Genomic DNA, 17,075 nt, shown 5'->3' on the forward strand with positions numbered 1-17,075 from the left:
CTATAGTCTGCCGCATCGCAGCCGAGCCGGATGGTTTCAGGTCTGTTCGACCTGAAATCATCCGGCTCTAAAAATCAAAGATATAGAGCATGATGTCGTTCGAAAACCGCTTCACACTTTTCGGCATCATGCTCTAGGGATGACATGAAGAATGGCGGAATATTCAGCCCTTTCGCTTCTCACGAACGCGCTCAAGGGAAACAAGGACTGGAAGCCGGCCTGGCGCAAGCCCGACCCCAAGGCTTCCTATGACGTCATCATCATCGGTGGCGGCGGTCATGGCCTGTCGACGGCGTACTATCTGGCCAAGGAGCACGGCATCACCAATGTCGCGGTGCTGGAAAAGGGCTGGCTGGGTTCCGGCAATGTCGGCCGTAACACCACGGCGGTGCGCTCCAACTACCTTTTGCCGTCCAACACCCGCTTCTACGAACATTCGATGAAGATGTGGGAGAACCTTTCGCACGACCTCAACTACAACGTCATGTTCTCGCAGCGCGGCTGCCTGAATCTGGCTCACACGCCGGGCCAGTTCGACGACTTGGCAAGGCGCGGCAACGCCATGCGCCATCTCGGCGTCGATGCCGAGCTGATGAGCACCGCCGAGATCGCGCGCCTGGTCCCGGCGCTGGACATGTCGGCCTCCGCGCGCTTTCCCATCGTCGGCGGCCTGATGCAGCCGCGCGCCGGCACCGCCCGTCACGATGCGGTTGCCTGGGGCTATGCCCGCGGCGCCGACCGACGCGGCGTCGACATCGTCGAGAATTGCGAGGTCACCGGCTTCCTGCGCGACGGCGACCGCATCACCGGCGTGCAGACGACGCGCGGAGAGATCCGCGGCAAGAAAGTCGCCGTGGCCGTTGCCGGCAGCACCGGACGGGTGATGCAGCTTGCCGGCATCGACAGGATGCCGATCGAGAGCCATGTGCTGCAGGCCTTCGTCACCGAATCGCTGAAACCTTTCGTCGACACGGTGCTGACCTTCGGCATGGGTCATTTCTACATGTCGCAGTCCGACAAGGGCGGCCTCGTCTACGGCGGTGACATCGACGGCTACAACAGCTACGCCCAGCGCGGCAACCTGCCCATCGTCGATGAGGTGATGAGCGAGATGCTGGCGCTGTTTCCCGGCCTTGCGCGTGTACGCATGCTGCGCTCCTGGGGCGGCGTCTGCGACATGTCGATGGACGGTTCGCCGATCATCACCACCGGCCCGCTGCCCGGCATGTATCTCAATTGCGGCTGGTGCTATGGCGGCTTCAAGGCCACGCCGGCCTCGGGCTGGTGCTTCGCATACACCATCGCCAAGGACGAGCCGCACGCGCTCAACGCGCCGTTCACGCTCGACCGTTTTTATCGCGGCCTGGTGATTGACGACAAGGGCCAGGGCGCAACGCCCCGGCTGCATTAGGGTTCAAACAAATGCTTATCACTTGTCCCTATTGCGGCCCGCGCGACGTCATCGAGTTCACCTATCAAGGCGACGGCAACCGCGAGCGCCCGCAGCCCAACTCGCAGGACCTCGACGCCTGGAACGCCTATGTCTACGACCGGCTGAACCCGGCCGGCGACCACAATGAGATCTGGCAGCATTCGGGCGGCTGCCGCACCCATCTGAGGATGGTGCGCAACACGGTCACGCATGAGATTTCCAGCACCGGTTTCGCCCGCGGCGACCACAATGCCGCCGCCCGGCACAAAGCCGGAGGCAAGTCGTGAGCCCGCGCCGCACCGAGACCGGCGGCCGCGTCGACCGGCTGCGCACCATCCGCTTCACCTTCGACGGCACGCCCTACACCGGCCATGCCGGCGACACGCTGGCCTCGGCGCTGCTTGCTAACGGCGTCACGCTTTTCGGCCGCTCATTCAAATACCACCGCCCGCGCGGCCTGCTCTCGGCCGGCGTCGAGGAACCGAACGCGCTGGTGACGGTGCTGCGCGGCGAAGTGCGCGAGCCCAACATCGCCGCAACCATGGTCGAGATCTATGACGGGCTGGTGGCCGTCAGCCAGAACCGCTTTCCCTCGCTCGCCTGGGACATCAACGCCGTCAACCAGCTCGGCGGCAAGATCCTGGCCGCCGGCTTCTACTACAAGACCTTCATGGGCCCTGTCTTCGGCCCCCTGAAAGGCACCCGCTTCTGGATGTTCTGCGAGCATTTCATCCGCCGCGCCGCCGGCCTGGGCCGCGCCGGTATTGCCGCCGACACCTCGCGCTACGAGCGCATGAACGCGTTTTGCGACGTGCTGGTGGTCGGCTCCGGCCCGGCCGGCCTGTCAGCCGCCAAGGCCGCTGCCGACCAGGGCGCGCGCGTCATCCTGGCCGAACTCGAGCCGCGTTTCGGCGGCTCGGCCAACTGGTCCGGCGAGGCCATCGACGGCGCGCCGGCCGCCGACTGGGCGGCGCGCGCCGTCAGCCAGCTCGAAGGACATGACACGGTCCGCCTGCTGCCGCGCACCACGGTGTGGGGCTATTACGACGGCAACACGCTAGCCGCGCTCGAGCGCGTCACCGACCACAAGGAAACGCCCGGCAAGGGCGAGCCGCGCCATCGCTACTGGGCGATCCGCGCCAAGACGGTGGTGCTGGCCACCGGCTCTTTCGAGCGGCCGCTTGTGTTCCCCGGCAATGACCGGCCGGGCGTCATGCTGGCGCATGCCGCCGAGCGCTATGCTAACGATTATGGCGTGCTGCCCGGCGACAGGATCGCGCTGTTCACCAACAATGACAGCGCCTATCGCTCGGCGCTGGCGCTGAGGAAGGCCGGGGCGGCTATTGTCGCCATCGTCGATGTGCGCCCCGAGCTTTCGGCCGAAATGCGCAGCCTCGCCACCGAGGCCGAAGCCGAAATCCTCTCCGGCCATGCCGTGGTCGCCACCGAAGGCGGCAAGGCGCTCTCCGGCCTCAAGGTGCAGCGCTTCGACATGACCTCGGGCGCGCTCAGCGGTGACGCCCGCAGCATCCACGCCGATAGCCTGCTGATGTCGGGCGGCTGGTCGCCGACCATCCACCTCGCCAGCCAGGCTGGCGCGAGAGCCGAGTGGAATCCTGCGCGCCAGGCCTTCCTGCCGCCAAAGCAAACGCAACAGCGCTGGCCAAATCAGCAATGGATTGGTGCGGGTGCTTTCAACGGAAGCTTCTCGACCATCGAAGCAATCACTGAGGGCCGCGCAGCCGGCTTGTCCGCAGCGGGCGGAGCGGCTGCGCCGGCAGCCTTGCCGGATGTCGAAGCAGCCCCGGGAAACCCAGATCCGGCTCCGGTGTTCGAGATCAAGGTGAAAGGCAAAAGCTTCGTCGACTTCCAGCATGATGTCACCGCCGAAGACGTGCGGCTGGCGCATCGCGAAGGCTTCGTCTCGGTCGAGCACCTGAAGCGCTACACCACGCTCGGCATGGCGACCGACCAGGGCAAGAACTCCAACGTTCCGGGTCTCGCCATCATGGCCGAGGCGTTGGGCAAGCCGATCCCCGAAGTCGGCACGACCCGCTTCCGCCCGCCCTACTCCGCGGTGTCGATTGGCTCGCTCGCTGCCGAGCGTTTCGGCGATCTGAAGCCGGAGCGGCTGACGCCGATGCATGACTGGCACCTCGCCAATGGCGCGACGATGTATTCCGCTGGCCTCTGGTATCGACCAATGATCTACGGCCTTGCCGGGGAGACGGTCGAGCAGGCTTATGTCCGTGAAGCCAGGGCGACGCGCGAAAGCGCCGGCATCGTCGACGTCTCGACGCTGGGCAAGATCGCCGTTCAGGGGCCGGATGCGGGCGAATTCCTCGACCGCGTCTACACCAACATGTTTTCCACCCTCCCCGTCGGCAAGGCCCGCTACGGCCTGATGCTGCGTGAGGACGGGCTGGCCTTCGACGACGGCACCACCTGGCGGCTTGGCGAACAGGATTTCCTGATGACGACCACCACGGCCAACGCCAGCAAGGTGATGCAGCATCTGGAATATTTCCTCGACGTCATCTGGCCGGAACTCAAAGTGCATGTCACCTCGGTAACCGACGAATGGGCGGGCGCGGCCATCGGCGGGCCGAAGGCGCGGGCCATCCTCGCCGCCTGCGTCACCGGCACCGCCGTCGACAACACAGCCCTGCCCTTCATGGGCATCGTGCGCGGCGAGATATCAGGCGTGCCGGTGATGATTTGCCGGCTGTCCTTCTCCGGAGAAATGGCCTTCGAGGTCTATTGCGGCGCCGGCTACGGCACCCATGTCTGGGAAACGCTTGTCGAAGCCGGCAAGCCGTTCGGCCTGGTCACCTACGGGCTGGAGGCGTTGGGCACGATGCGCATCGAAAAGGGCCATGTCACCGGCGCGGAGATCGACGGGCGCACTACGGCGCGCGACCTGCATCTCGACTGGATGCTGTCGAAGAAGAAGCCGTTCATCGGCTCGGCGATGATGGACCGCGAAGGCCTGATCGCGCCCGAGCGGCTGCAGCTGGTCGGCCTAGTCTCGCTCGACAATCGGCCGTTCAATGGCGGAGCCCACCTCGTCGAGGAACTGGACGAAGCCAATCCGCACGACTCCATCGGCCATATCACCGCCTGCTGCTACTCGCCGGCGCTGGGCAAGCACATCGCGCTGGCTTTGGTCGAGGGCGGCAAGGCGCGCCATGGCACCCGGGCATTCGTCTCCGATCCGCTGCGCAAGCGGTTCGGGCCGGTCGAGATCGTCTCCAACCATTTCTACGACCCGGACGGGAGCCGCATGCATGGCTGAGCGCCAATCACCCGAACGCCAATCACCCGAGCGCCTCTCGCCGCTCGAGCCGGTGTCCCATCCGGGTTCGCACGGCAATTTCGAGCATGGCGTCGATGTCATCCTGACCGAGACCCGGCCGGGCTCGATCCTGCAGCTGGCCGCGTGGCCGGGCGCGGAAAAGCAACTGATCGACGTGATCGGCAAGGTCACCGGCCTCGATTTGCCCGATGGCGCCGGCGGCGGTCTCGCCAAGGACGGCAAGGCCGTGTTCGGTTTCGCGCCTGGAAAATTCACAGTCGTCGACGAGGCCGAGGGCCTGGCGGCGAGTTTTGCTGGGGACGTAACCCCGGCAATCGGCACGATCACCGACCTGTCGCATGGCCGCACCGCTATCCGCATCGCCGGCCCTAAGGCCGAATGGGTGCTGGCGAAATTCTTCGCCATCGACTTCGCCCTGCCCGCCTTCCCCACAGGCTCCGGCCGTTCGACCACCCATCACGACGTCTTTGCGCAGATCCAGCGCACCGGCGCCGACCAGTTCGACATCTATGTCTTCCGCTCCTTCGCCCGATCGTTCTGGAAGGCGCTCTGCCATGCCAGCGAGGAGGTCGGCTACGAGGTTCAGTAGGGCCAAAAGCCGTTCTGGCCTCAAGGCCAGCCGGTTCTGCCGCTAGAGAATGCTCCAATGGAAGCCCATGGTGGGGAACGTGGCCCAACCGGCCCAGGGGATTAAAAAGATCCCGTCTCAGAGTCGGCATCGTCGTTTGGTTCGAACATCCCCATGACCGCAGAACTATCCGCCGGCGCCACGGATTGCGCCGATGTGTCGGCCAGAGCCTTGCTCCTGCTGCCGCTCACGGTCGCCTGCGGCGTGTTCATGACCAGCCTCGACCAGAATGTCGTGGTCACCGCCCTGCCCGGCATCAGCGACAGCCTCGGCCGGCCGCCGAGCCAGCTCGGCCTGTTGATCACCGTCTATGTCGCCAGCCTGATCATCTCGATGCCGCTCGGCGGCTGGGCCGCCGACCGCTTCGGCCTGCGCAACGTTTACTGCTTCGCCTTGCTGGTGTTCGCCGCGTCATCGGCGCTGTGCGGATTGTCCAACGACATCTGGACGCTGGTCGGCGCCCGCGCGCTGCAAGGCTTCGGCGGCGCCTTGATGGGGACGCTCGGCCAGGTCGTCATCCTGTCGACCTTCCCGCGCAGCCGCACGCTGAAGATCAACATGTATATTTCGCTGGCCGGCCAGTCCGGACCGCTGGTCGGCCCGCTGGTCGGCGGCGCGCTGACAACTTATATCTCCTGGCGCTGGATCTTCTTCATCAACGTGCCGTTCGCGCTGGCGGCGGCCGTTCTTGCCGCCTCGCTGTTTCCGACTGTTACCAAACCGGTGCGCACGCCGTTCGATTTCCCGGGCTTCCTGCTGGTCGGCGGCGGCATGGTCCTGCTGGTCTTCGGCATGGATTCGCTTGCGGCGAAAGACGCCGCCGGCAGCATGATCGCGGCCGAGCTGGCGCTGGCGATCGTCATCCTGACGCTTGCTTCCTTCTACTGCCTGCGCGCCCGCAACCCCTTGCTGGACCTGAAACTCCTGCGCATCCGCACCTTTCGCATCTCCTTCCTCACCGGTGGTGGGCTGGACACGATCGGCCTGAGCTCGGTCGTTTTTCTTTTGCCGCTGATGTTCCAGCTCGGCTTCGGCATGAGCGCGGTGCAGGCGGGATCGCTGACTTTCGTTGCCGCAATCGGCTCGCTGATCATGCGTGTCTTCATGCCGCGCCTGCTCAACCGCTTCGGCTTTCGCCGCGTGCTGGTCGTCAACACGCCGATCGTTGCTGCCATGGTAGCGGGCTTCGCCTTGATAGAGGCAACCACGCCGGTCTGGATCGTGCTTGCCTATATCTTTGCCTTCGGTGTCCTGCGCTCGGCGCAGTGGGCGTCGACCGGCAATCTCGCCTATTCCGACATCGCGCCCGACCAGCTCGCCCGCTTCAGCGCGCTCTACTACATACTGTGGCAGCTAGGGGTGGCGATCAGCGTCGGCCTGGCGGCGGCGCTGCTGTCGTTCCTGGCCGGCGGCGGGCCGGCGGTGACCAACGATTTCCGCATCCTGTTCGTGGTCGAGGGCGTCATCACGCTCTGCGCGCTGATCGCCTATCTCAGACTGACACCGCAGGACGGCGCCCATGTCAGCGGCCATGGCGCGCAGATGAACGTGGAATAAGGCGCCGTTAGCCGAGCCCTATTCGCTGAACGTCACCCACTCTTCCAGCGGCACGCGGTCGGTGCGGAAGTCGTTTTCGGGCTTGGAGGTGTCCTCGAGGCCTAGCGCCATGCCGCAGACGACGATCTCCTCGTCGGGAATGTTGAGCACCGGCCGGATCTGCCGGTGATAGGGCGCGAAGGCGGCCTGCGGGCAGGTGTGCAGGCCCCTGCCTCGCGCCGCCACCATGATGTTCTGCAGGAACATTCCGTAGTCGATCCACGAGCCTTGGTTCAGCCGCCGGTCTATGGTGAAGATCATGCCGACCGGCGCGTCGAAGAAGACGAAGTTGCGGTCGTGCTGGGCGCGCATCTTGTCGACCTCGCGGCGACCGATGCCGAGTGCCCCGTAGAGCCCGAAACCGTTGGCGCGGCGGCGGGTGAGATACGGCTCGAAGAACTGGGTGGGGTAATAGCGATACTCGTCCCAATCGGCCTTTTCGGCGCGGATACCGGAATTCAGGATGGCATCGGTGATCTGCTGCTTGACCTCGCCCTTGACGACATAGACCCGCCAGGGCTGCATATTGGTGCCCGAAGGCGCGCGCGCGGCGACGCCAAGAATGGCTCGGATCGTCTCGTCATCGACCATGTCGGGCAGGAAGGCGCGCACTGAACGGCGCGAGATGATCGCCTCGTCGACAACAGCCGCGTTATGCGCTGCCAGGCCGTTTTTTTCCAGCATGGGCCGTCCCTTTGCGCACACTTCGAAAGCCGAACCGGCTATCGGAGAAGACCTTGCGCAGATTTCAATCCTTGGTCGCCGACCCGCATTCCCACACCCGCCGCTCGTGCCAGAGCCTTTGCATGAACCGCCAAAATGGCGCAAGCAAATCTTGTGTGCCCATGAAAATCCGCTTGATTTTTTCACGGACATGAGCTCTCATGAAATTCATTTCCAGATTTTCATCAAGTGAGCGTTTTGGCCCCAGCTATTCCCAAAACATTGCAGGGACCTGACGAGCGCCTGCTGGCGAGCGACATCCGTGCGCTGCGCAAGGCGCGCGGGCTGACGCTGGCTGAGATCGCGCTGAAGCTTGGCCGCTCTGTCGGCTGGGTCAGCCAGGTCGAGCGCGGCCTGTCTATCCCTTCACTTGGCGACCTCAGGGCTTTCGCAGACCTGTTCGGCGTGCCGCTCAGCCTGTTCTTCAGCCACGACGTGCCGATCGAAAAGGAGCGCGGCTTTGTCGTGCGCGCCGGCAGCCGGCGCACGCTTGGCACAAGCGAATCTGGCCTGGTGGAGGAGCTTCTGTCGCCCGATCTCGGCGGTAGTTTCGAGATGGTGCGTTCGATCTTCGCGCCGGGCGCCGAGATGAAGAGCGAGCAGCTGCGGCCGACCGAGGAAGCCGGCTACATCGCCTCTGGCATTTTCGAGATCGAGATCGCCGGCGTCTGGCACCGTCTTGTCGAAGGCGATTCCTTCCGCTTCGAGCGCAAGCCATACCGCTGGCGCAATCCCGGCAGCGAGCCGGCCGTGGTCATCTGGGTGGTTTCGCCGCCTGTTTATTGAATGCATCTCGCCCAAAGTGTGCAGCGGTTTTGGGACAACGACATGCATCAAGCAAAAAATAGAAGCGCAGCGCGCTTCAGGTTTGGGAGAAGAATATGGCCGGTTTGCCGACGACGGCACGCGTGGTGATCATCGGAGGCGGTGTCGTCGGCACCTCCTCGCTCTACCACCTTTGCAAGGCGGGCTGGACCGATTGCGTGCTGCTCGAAAAGAACGAGCTGACATCGGGCTCGACCTGGCATGCCGCCGGCAATGTGCCGACCTTCTCGTCGTCCTGGTCGCTGATGAACATGCAGCGCTATTCGACCGAGCTCTATCGCGGCTTGGCTGATGCCGTCGACTATCCCATGAACTACCACATTACCGGCTCGCTGCGGCTCGCCCACACCAAGGAGCGCATGCAGGAGTTCCAGCGCGCCAAGGGCATGGGCCGCTACCAGGGCATGGACATCGACATTGTCGGCCCTGATGAGATCAAGCGCCGCTATCCCTTCATCGAGACGCATGAATTGAAAGGCGCGCTCTACGATCCGAACGACGGCGACATCGACCCCGCGCAGCTGACGCAGGCACTTGCCAAGGGTGCGCGCGACATGGGGGCAAAGATCATCCGCTTCTGCCCAACCACGGGCGTGCGCCGCGAGAACGACGAATGGGTTGTCGAGACGCCGCAAGGCGAGATCCGTTGCGAGATCGTCGTCAACGCCGCCGGCTACCGAGCCGCGGAAGTCGGCAAAATGTTCGGCCGCGACGTCCCGATGATGGTGATGAGCCATCAGTACATCTTGTTCGAGGAAATCCCCGAACTGGTGGCCTGGTCGAAGGAGCAGGGCAAGAAACTGCCGCTGCTGCGCGACGTCGACACCTCCTACTATCTGCGCCAGGAAAAGAACGGCATGAATCTCGGCCCCTATGAGCGCAATTGCCGCGCGCATTGGGCGACCCACAACGACCCGATGCCGGAGGATTTTTCCTTCCAGCTATTCCCCGACGATCTCGACCGTCTCGAGCACTACCTTGCCGATGCCGTCGCCCGCGTGCCGATCCTGGGCACTGCCGGCCTGTCCAAGGTGATCAACGGGCCGATCCCTTACGCGCCGGACGGCAATCCGCTGATCGGTCCGATGCCCGGCGTTCCCAACGCGTTCGAGGCCTGTGTCTTCACCTTCGGCATCGCCCAGGGCGGCGGCGCCGGCAAGGTGCTGGCCGAATGGGTTACGCAGGGCCAGACCGAATGGGACATGTGGTCTTGCGATCCGCGCCGTTTCACCAGCTTTGCGGCCGCCCCCGACTATAGCGTCGCCAAGGGCATGGAGATCTACGGCAACGAATACGCCATCCAGTTCCCGCGCCATGCCTGGCCGGCCGGGCGCGACCGCAAGCTGTCGCCGATTCACGATCGCATCAAGGCGCTCGGCGCCCAGTTCGACGCCTATAATGGCTGGGAGCGTGCCACCTGGTATGCGCAACCCGGTGACGACACGTCGGAAGAAGCAACACTCACCTTCCGCCGCGACGGGCCGTGGCAGCACCGCGTGCGCGAAGAATGCCTGGCGGTGCGCGACGCCGCCGGCATTCTGGACCTGCCCGGCTTCTCGCGCTTCAACCTCGAAGGTCCTGGCGCAGCCGAATGGCTGGCGCTGCAGGTCACCGGCCTGGTGCCCAAGCCCGGCCGCATCGGCCTCGCCTATTTCGCCGACGACAAGGGCCGCATCGTCACCGAGATGTCGGTGGTGCGCCATGGCGAAGAGCAGATGACGCTGATCACCGCGGCGGTAGCGCAGTGGCACGATTTCGAATGGCTGAAGTCGCGCCTGCCGAAGGACGCGGCTTTCACCCTCACTGACAGAACCGAAGACTATTCGACGCAAATCCTCGCCGGCCCCAGTTCGCGCAAGATCCTGGCCGAGGTCTGTGGCGCGGATCTCTCGCTGCCCTGGCTGACGCATCAGGAAACCACCATCGCCGGCCGCTGGGCGAAGCTGGTGCGGGTATCCTTCGCCGGCGAACTCGGCTGGGAAATCCACACCAAGGTGGGAGACACCGCCGCCATCTTCGACGACGTCTGGACGGCGGGACAAAAACACGGTCTGAAACCGTTCGGCATGTACGCGCTGGATTCGCTGCGCCTCGAAAAGGGCTACCGGACCTGGAAGGGCGACCTGTCGACCGACTATACGGTCCTGCAGGGCGGGCTCGAGCGCTTCGTCAAATGGGACAAGCCCGACTTCCGCGGCAAGGCAGCCCTGCAGAACGAAAAGCAGCAAGGCGTGAAGAAGCGCTTCGTCACGCTGGTGGTCGAAAACCCAGGCGATTGCGACGCGCCGTCCGTGTCGACGCTCTGGCATGACGGCAAGATCGTCGGCGAGACGACGTCCGGCGGATGGGGGCATCGCATCGACAAATCGATCGCGCTCGGCATGCTGCGCGCCGACCTGGCTGAACCCGATACCGCGATCGAGATTGAAATTTTTGGCGATCGTTTCAGGGCGGTCGTGCAGAAAGACGAGCCGCTGTGGGATCCGAAAAACGAAAGACTGAGAGCATGAAGAAAGTCATTCTCACCGATGGCGGCATGGGCCAGGAACTGGTCCGCCGCAGCAGCTCCGAGCCGACGCCGCTCTGGTCGGCCAGGGTGCTGATCGACGAGCCGGATCTGGTGCGTGGCCTGCATGCCGAATTCATCCGGGCCGGCGCTCGCGTCATCACCATCAACACCTATTCGGCAACGCCGGAGCGGCTCGCGCGGGAAGGAGCAGAAGATCTCTTCAAGCCCTTGCAGAAGCGCGGCATCGAATTGGCAAGACAGGCACGCGACGAGGCAGGCGATGCAGCGATCGCCGGCTGCCTGTCACCGCTGTTCGGCAGCTATGCGCCGGCGCTGGCCATATCGTTCCAGGAGACGCTGGACATCTATCGCCGCATCGTCGCCGAGCAGGCCGATGGCGTCGACCTGTTCCTGTGCGAGACCATGGCCTCAGCCGAGGAAGGCCGTGCGGCCGTTACCGCTGCGTCGGAAAGCGGCAAACCTGTCTGGGTGTCTTGGACTCTCGCCGATCACGGCGCGCCGCGGCTGCGCAGCGGCGAAACAATAGCGGCAGCGGCGGACGCCCTCGACGGCCTGACGGTTGCAGCGCGCCTGGTGAATTGCTGCCGGCCAGAAGCTATCGCCGCGGCACTGCCCGAATTGATTGCTCTCGGCGGCCCGGTCGGCGCCTATGCCAATGGCTTCACCTCTGTCGAAGCGCTCAAGCATGGCGGAACGGTCGAAGTGCTGCACGCACGCCACGACCTTGATCCGGATGCCTATGCCGACCAGGCGCTCGGCTGGGTCGCCGCTGGCGCCACCATCGTCGGCGGCTGCTGCGAAGTCGGCCCTGCCCACATCGCCGCCTTGCGCGACTGGCTCGAACAGGCCGGCCACGAAATCTCGGGAGTATCCTGATGCCCAGACCGTCATCGCGCATTTCCGGCATCGTGCCTTCGGGCAAGGATGGCTGGGAGGTCCACACCGAGGCATGGGCCCGCAAGGAGGCGGGCCAGGACATCATCATGCTGTCGGTCGGCGACCATGATTTCGATACGCCGAGCCAGACCATCGAAGCCTGCGTGACGGCGGTTCGCGGCAGCAACCACCACTACACCCCGCTTCCCGGCGTTCCGCGCCTGCGCAGGGCGATGGCGGCGGCCTCGACCGCCTGCACCGGGGTCGAGACGAGCCCCGACCAGGTGATCGCCACGCCGGGCGGTCAGGCCGCCCTTTACGCGGCGGTCCAGGCCGTTCTCGACCAGGGCGACCACGCTATCGTGGTGGCGCCCTACTACGCGACTTATCCCAACACCTTCAGCGCCGCCGGCGCCAGCTTCACCGTCGTCGAGACGCCGGCCGGAGACGGTTTCCAGCCGCACGCCGAGATGATCCGCGCGGCGCTCAAGCCCAACACGCGCGCCATTTTGATCAACACGCCGAACAACCCGACCGGCGCCGTCTATTCGCGTGAGCGTCTGGAAGAGCTGGCCGAGATCTGCCGCGAGCACGATCTCTGGCTGCTGTCGGACGAGGTCTACTGGACGCTCGGCGGCGGCGAGCACATCTCGCCGCGCGGCCTGCCCGGCATGGCGGAGCGCACGCTGGTCATCAATTCGATGTCCAAGAGCCATGGCATGACCGGCTGGCGCATGGGCTGGCTGACCGGCCCAGCGCAGATGATCACGCTGTTGACCAATCTCAATCTGGTGACGACCTACGGCCTGCCGGCCTTCATCTCGATCGCCTGCGCCGAGGCGCTGGAGAACCGCTTTGGCGTCAGGGAGATCGCCGAACGCTATGCGGCGCGCCGCACCGTCCTGCTCGACGCCGTGCGCGGCATGAACAATATCAGCGTGCACGGCTCCGAGGGCGGCATGTATGTCATGCTCGACATCTCCGCAGTCGAGCCCGACGACGAGAAATTCGCCTGGGCCTTTCTCGACCAGGAGAGTGTCGGCGTCATGCCGGGTTCCAGCTTCGGCAAGGCCGCTGCCGGCCACATCCGCATCAGCCTCTGCCAACCGGAGCCGGTGCTTCAGGAAGCCGCAAAACGCCTGCGCCGCTTCGCATCCGGCTATCGCCGCGAGGCCGCATGACCAGAAGCATTCCCACCAAGGCCCGCGCGGTTATTATCGGCGGCGGTGTCTCCGGCTGTTCGGTCGCCTACCACCTGGCCAAGCTCGGCTGGACCGACATCGTGCTGCTCGAACGCAAGCAGCTGACCTCGGGTACGACCTGGCACGCCGCCGGCCTGATCGGCCAGCTGCGCGGCTCGCAGAACATGACGCGGCTGGCCAAATATTCGGCCGACCTCTACGTCAAGCTGGAAGCCGAAACGGAAGTCGGCACCGGCATGCGCCAGGTCGGCTCGATCACCGTGGCGCTGACTGAGGAGCGCAAGCACGAGATTTATCGGCAGGCCTCGCTCGCCCGCGCCTTCGATGTCGATGTGCGCGAGATTTCGCCTGGTGAAGTCAAGGAGATGTACCCGCATCTCAACGTGTCCGATGTGGTCGGCGCCGTGCATCTGCCGCTCGACGGCCAGTGCGATCCGGCCAACATCGCCATGGCGCTGGCCAAGGGCGCCCGCCAGCGTGGCGCCGCCATCGTCGAGAATGTGAAGGTCACCAAGGTCCATACCAAGGCCGGTCGCGTCACCGGTGTGTCGTGGGCGCAAGGCGACGACCAGGGCACGATCGAGGCCGACATCGTCGTCAACTGCGCCGGCATGTGGGCGCGCGAGCTCGGCGCCCAGAACGGCGTCACCATCCCGCTGCATGCCTGCGAACATTTTTATCTCGTCACCGAGCCGATCCCCGGGCTCGGTCGTCTACCGGTGCTGCGCGTTCCCGATGAATGCGCCTACTACAAGGAAGACGCCGGCAAGATGATGCTCGGCGCCTTCGAGCCGGTGGCCAAGCCCTGGGGCATGGACGGCATAAGCGAGGATTTCTGCTTCGACCAGTTGCCGGAGGACATGGAGCATTTCGAGCCGATCCTCGAAATGGGCGTCAATCGCATGCCGATGCTGGCAACCGCCGGCATTCACACCTTCTTCAACGGCCCCGAAAGCTTTACCCCCGACGACCGCTACTATCTCGGCGAAGCGCCGGAGCTGTCGGGCTACTGGATGGCGACCGGCTACAATTCCATCGGCATCGTCTCGTCCGGCGGCGCCGGCATGGCGCTGGCGCAGTGGATCAATGACGGCGAAGCGCCCTTCGACCTCTGGGAAGTCGACATCCGCCGCGCCCAGCCATTCCAGAAGAACCGTAGGTATCTCAAGGAGCGGGTCTCCGAGACGCTCGGCCTGCTCTATGCCGACCATTTCCCCTACCGGCAGATGGCAACGTCCAGGAATGTCAGGCGATCGCCCCTGCATGAACACCTGAGGGCGCGCGGCGCGGTCTTCGGCGAAGTCGCCGGCTGGGAGCGCGCCAACTGGTTCGCCCGCGAAGGGCAAGAGCGCGAATACCGCTATTCCTGGAAGCGGCAGAACTGGTTCGACAACCAGCGCGAGGAACACCTGGCGGTCCGCAACAAGGTCGGCCTGTTCGACATGACCTCGTTCGGCAAGATCCGTGTCGAGGGCCGCGATGCCTGCGCGTTCCTGCAAAGGCTCTGCGCCAACGACATGGACGTGGCGCCGGGCAAGATCGTCTACACTCAGATGCTCAACCAGCGCGGCGGCATCGAGAGCGATCTTACCGTGTCGCGGCTGTCGGACACGGCCTATTTCCTCGTCGTACCGGGCGCGACGTTGCAACGCGATCTCGCCTGGCTGCGGCGGCATGTCGGCGAGGAATTCGTTGTCATCACCGATGTGACGGCGGCAGAAAGCGTGCTCTGCCTGATGGGTCCGGATGCGCGAAAGCTGATCCAGAAAGTCAGCCCCAACGATTTCTCCAACGACAACAATCCATTCGGCACCTTCCAGGAGATCGAGATCGGCATGGGCCTCGCCCGCGCCCACCGCGTCACCTATGTCGGCGAACTCGGCTGGGAGCTTTATGTCTCTACCGACCAGGCTGCCCATGTTTTCGAGGCGATCGATGAGGCGGGGGCGGATGTCGGCCTGAAACTTTGCGGCCTGCATACGCTCGATTCCTGTCGCATCGAAAAGGCGTTTCGGCATTTCGGCCACGACATCACCGACGAGGACAATGTGCTGGAGGCCGGCCTCGGCTTTGCGGTCAAAACCGCCAAGGGCGAGTTCATCGGCCGCGATGCGGTGCTGAAGAAAAAAGAAGCCGGCCTGTCGCGCCGGCTGGTGCAGTTCCGGCTGAAGGACCCGCAGCCTCTGCTCTTCCACAACGAGGCGATCCTGCGCGACGGCAAGATCGTCGGCCCGATCACATCGGGGAATTACGGCCACCATCTCGGCGGCGCGATCGGACTGGGCTATGTGCCCTGCCAGGGCGAGAGCGAGGCGGATGTGCTGGCCTCGTCCTACGAGATAGAGATCGCCGGCGAGCGTTTTGCGGCGGAAGCATCGCTGAAGCCGATGTACGATCCCAAGGCGGAACGGACGAGGATGTAGCACCTTTTTACCCTCCCCCTTGTGGGGAGGGTCGGCTCGCAGTCGGAGCGAAGCGGCGATTGCGAGACGGGGTGGGGGTGCGCCCTACGAGACCCCCCACCCCGCTTCGCAAAAGCCGCCTTGCGGCATTTGCTGCGCGACCCTCCCCACAAGGGGGAGGGTGAAGAAGCTCAAAACCGCTCCAGCTTCGCCCGCACCTTCACCAGAAACGCCGCCCTCGTCCTTGGCGTCGAGGCGTCCATCAGGTAGTGCGCCAGGAAAAACGTCCGGCAGCGGCGGGCGCACAGCGCGCGCATACCGCGCAGCAAGGTCTTGCGGCCGGGCTGGCCGACGACGACGCTCCACCAGGTCGGCGCGCCGCAGGGGGTGATGACGCCGACCCTGGTGACATGTGTCATCAGCGACATGATGCGCCCCTTGCCCAGCTTGAAGGCGACATCGGTCGCCCAGACCCGGTCGAGCCAGCCCTTCAGCATGGCCGGCAGCCCGTACCACCAGGTCGGATAGATGAACAGGATCGCCTCAGCCCAGGCGAGATGCTCGAAATGCGGTTTTAGGGCCGGATCCTCCGGCGCCCGCTCATTGTAGGCGCGCCGCTCCTCGCTACCCATCACCGGGTCGAATTTTTCGGCATAGAGGTCGAGCAGCCGTACCTCCCAACCCCGCGCCTTCAGCACGTCGACGGCGGTATCTCTGATCGCGGCGCAAAAACTTTCGGGCACCGGATGGCAATAGACCACCAGCACGCGCATCAGAAGGTATCCATCCCGGCCGCGACCTTGGCCATGAAGGCTGCCCGCGTCTCGTCGGTCGACAGGTTCATCGAATAATGAGCGAGGTAGGACACCGAGGCGCCGGGCCTGATCGTCGCGCGCAGCATCCGCTTGACCAGCCGGCGCGGCGGATCGCCCATCAGCATGGCGCGGAACCGGCTGCCGCCATAGGTGGTGACGGCGGTCAGCTTGCGGATGTTGTGGAGCGAAGGCTGCGCCTTGCCGTCGACCAATTTGAACGACACGCCGGGCAGAAACACGCGGTCGAAAAAGCCTTTCAGGATAGCCGGAAAGCCGTAGTTCCAGACGGGATATGACAGCACCAGCGCCTCGGCCTTGAGCAGCCGCTCGACATAGGGCGCGGCCGGGTCCGCAGGGCTGCGTTGGTTGTGATAATCCAGCCTCTCCCCGCGCGTCAGCCTGGGGTCGAAATCCTCGGCATAGAGATCGCAATCGTCGACCTCATGGCCGGCCGCCGTCAGCCGCTCGACGATCGTGCGGTGCAGGCTGGCATTGAAGCTGGTCTCCACCGGGTGTGCGTAAAGGACGAGGACTTTCATGGGAAATTGCTGGGGTCGGCGCGAGGCACCCCCCTCTGCCCTGCCGGGCATCTCCCCCTCAAGGGGGGAGATCGGACTGCCGCATCGCTTTCACTAATTGTCAGCGTGTCAGATTGGCTGCGGCGTTCAGGCTGCCAATCTCCCCCCTTGCGGGGGGTGAGAAGTGGTCGGCGAAGCCGATGGGAAGCCAA

At 64.7% G+C, this 17,075-nt stretch carries 13 protein-coding genes; 10 read left to right on the forward strand and 3 right to left on the reverse strand.

The features are described from left to right. Window positions 1-151: 151 nt before the first annotated feature. From NKJ18_RS06520 to NKJ18_RS06540, 5 genes are all read left to right on the forward strand, one after another. Window positions 152-1,411, forward strand: a complete 1,260-nt coding sequence (locus NKJ18_RS06520; protein ID WP_352757990.1) for a sarcosine oxidase subunit beta family protein — start codon at window positions 152-154, stop codon at window positions 1,409-1,411. Window positions 1,412-1,422: 11 nt separating this feature from the next. Further along, window positions 1,423-1,719, forward strand: coding sequence for a sarcosine oxidase subunit delta (locus NKJ18_RS06525; protein WP_023670367.1), 297 nt, complete (start codon window positions 1,423-1,425; stop codon window positions 1,717-1,719). Next, on the forward strand, window positions 1,716-4,727 hold the full coding sequence (locus tag NKJ18_RS06530) for a sarcosine oxidase subunit alpha (protein ID WP_352757991.1): 3,012 nt from the start codon (window positions 1,716-1,718) through the stop codon (window positions 4,725-4,727). The genes NKJ18_RS06525 and NKJ18_RS06530 overlap by 4 nt, the downstream gene beginning before the upstream one ends. Further along, on the forward strand, window positions 4,720-5,337 hold the full coding sequence (locus NKJ18_RS06535; RefSeq protein WP_050588551.1) for a sarcosine oxidase subunit gamma: 618 nt from the start codon (window positions 4,720-4,722) through the stop codon (window positions 5,335-5,337). The genes NKJ18_RS06530 and NKJ18_RS06535 overlap by 8 nt, the downstream gene beginning before the upstream one ends. 153 nt (window positions 5,338-5,490) lie before the next feature. After that, complete coding sequence (locus NKJ18_RS06540) at window positions 5,491-6,933, forward strand: MFS transporter (protein WP_352460727.1); 1,443 nt, start codon at window positions 5,491-5,493, stop codon at window positions 6,931-6,933. An 18-nt stretch (window positions 6,934-6,951) separates the two neighbouring features. Here NKJ18_RS06540 and NKJ18_RS06545 read toward each other — a convergent pair whose 3' ends face one another. Continuing rightward, window positions 6,952-7,656 (reverse strand): nitroreductase, encoded by a 705-nt coding sequence (locus tag NKJ18_RS06545; protein ID WP_023700347.1) that lies wholly within the window; start codon window positions 7,654-7,656, stop codon window positions 6,952-6,954. A 282-nt stretch (window positions 7,657-7,938) separates the two neighbouring features. Between NKJ18_RS06545 and NKJ18_RS06550 the strand changes: the two genes are divergently transcribed. The 5 genes from NKJ18_RS06550 (at window position 7,939) to NKJ18_RS06570 (ending at window position 15,551) form a co-directional block, all read left to right on the forward strand. Beyond that, the gene (locus NKJ18_RS06550; protein ID WP_352545386.1) at window positions 7,939-8,481 is read left to right on the forward strand and encodes a helix-turn-helix domain-containing protein; all 543 of its coding nucleotides are present in this window, start codon (window positions 7,939-7,941) and stop codon (window positions 8,479-8,481) included. Between the two features lie 95 nt (window positions 8,482-8,576). Beyond that, window positions 8,577-11,030, forward strand: a complete 2,454-nt coding sequence (locus NKJ18_RS06555) for a GcvT family protein (protein ID WP_352545379.1) — start codon at window positions 8,577-8,579, stop codon at window positions 11,028-11,030. Continuing rightward, window positions 11,027-11,926, forward strand: a complete 900-nt coding sequence (locus NKJ18_RS06560; RefSeq protein ID WP_023685239.1) for a homocysteine S-methyltransferase family protein — start codon at window positions 11,027-11,029, stop codon at window positions 11,924-11,926. The genes NKJ18_RS06555 and NKJ18_RS06560 overlap by 4 nt, the downstream gene beginning before the upstream one ends. Next, complete coding sequence (locus NKJ18_RS06565; protein ID WP_023670766.1) at window positions 11,926-13,107, forward strand: pyridoxal phosphate-dependent aminotransferase; 1,182 nt, start codon at window positions 11,926-11,928, stop codon at window positions 13,105-13,107. Before NKJ18_RS06560 ends, NKJ18_RS06565 begins: the two co-directional genes overlap by 1 nt. Further along, window positions 13,104-15,551: a GcvT family protein gene (locus tag NKJ18_RS06570; protein ID WP_023685238.1), complete on the forward strand. Its 2,448-nt coding sequence runs from the start codon at window positions 13,104-13,106 to the stop codon at window positions 15,549-15,551. The genes NKJ18_RS06565 and NKJ18_RS06570 overlap by 4 nt, the downstream gene beginning before the upstream one ends. A gap of 170 nt (window positions 15,552-15,721) precedes the next feature. On the opposite strand, the gene NKJ18_RS06575 is transcribed toward NKJ18_RS06570, so the two are convergent. After that, window positions 15,722-16,303, reverse strand: coding sequence for an NAD(P)H-dependent oxidoreductase (locus NKJ18_RS06575; RefSeq protein ID WP_023685237.1), 582 nt, complete (start codon window positions 16,301-16,303; stop codon window positions 15,722-15,724). Beyond that, the gene (locus NKJ18_RS06580) at window positions 16,303-16,884 is read right to left on the reverse strand and encodes an NAD(P)H-dependent oxidoreductase (RefSeq protein ID WP_023685236.1); all 582 of its coding nucleotides are present in this window, start codon (window positions 16,882-16,884) and stop codon (window positions 16,303-16,305) included. The genes NKJ18_RS06575 and NKJ18_RS06580 overlap by 1 nt, the downstream gene beginning before the upstream one ends. Between the last annotated feature and the right edge of the window lie 191 nt (window positions 16,885-17,075).

The sequence above is a fragment of the Mesorhizobium sp. M0217 genome, from assembly GCF_040321955.1.
Classification (GTDB): domain Bacteria; phylum Pseudomonadota; class Alphaproteobacteria; order Rhizobiales; family Rhizobiaceae; genus Mesorhizobium.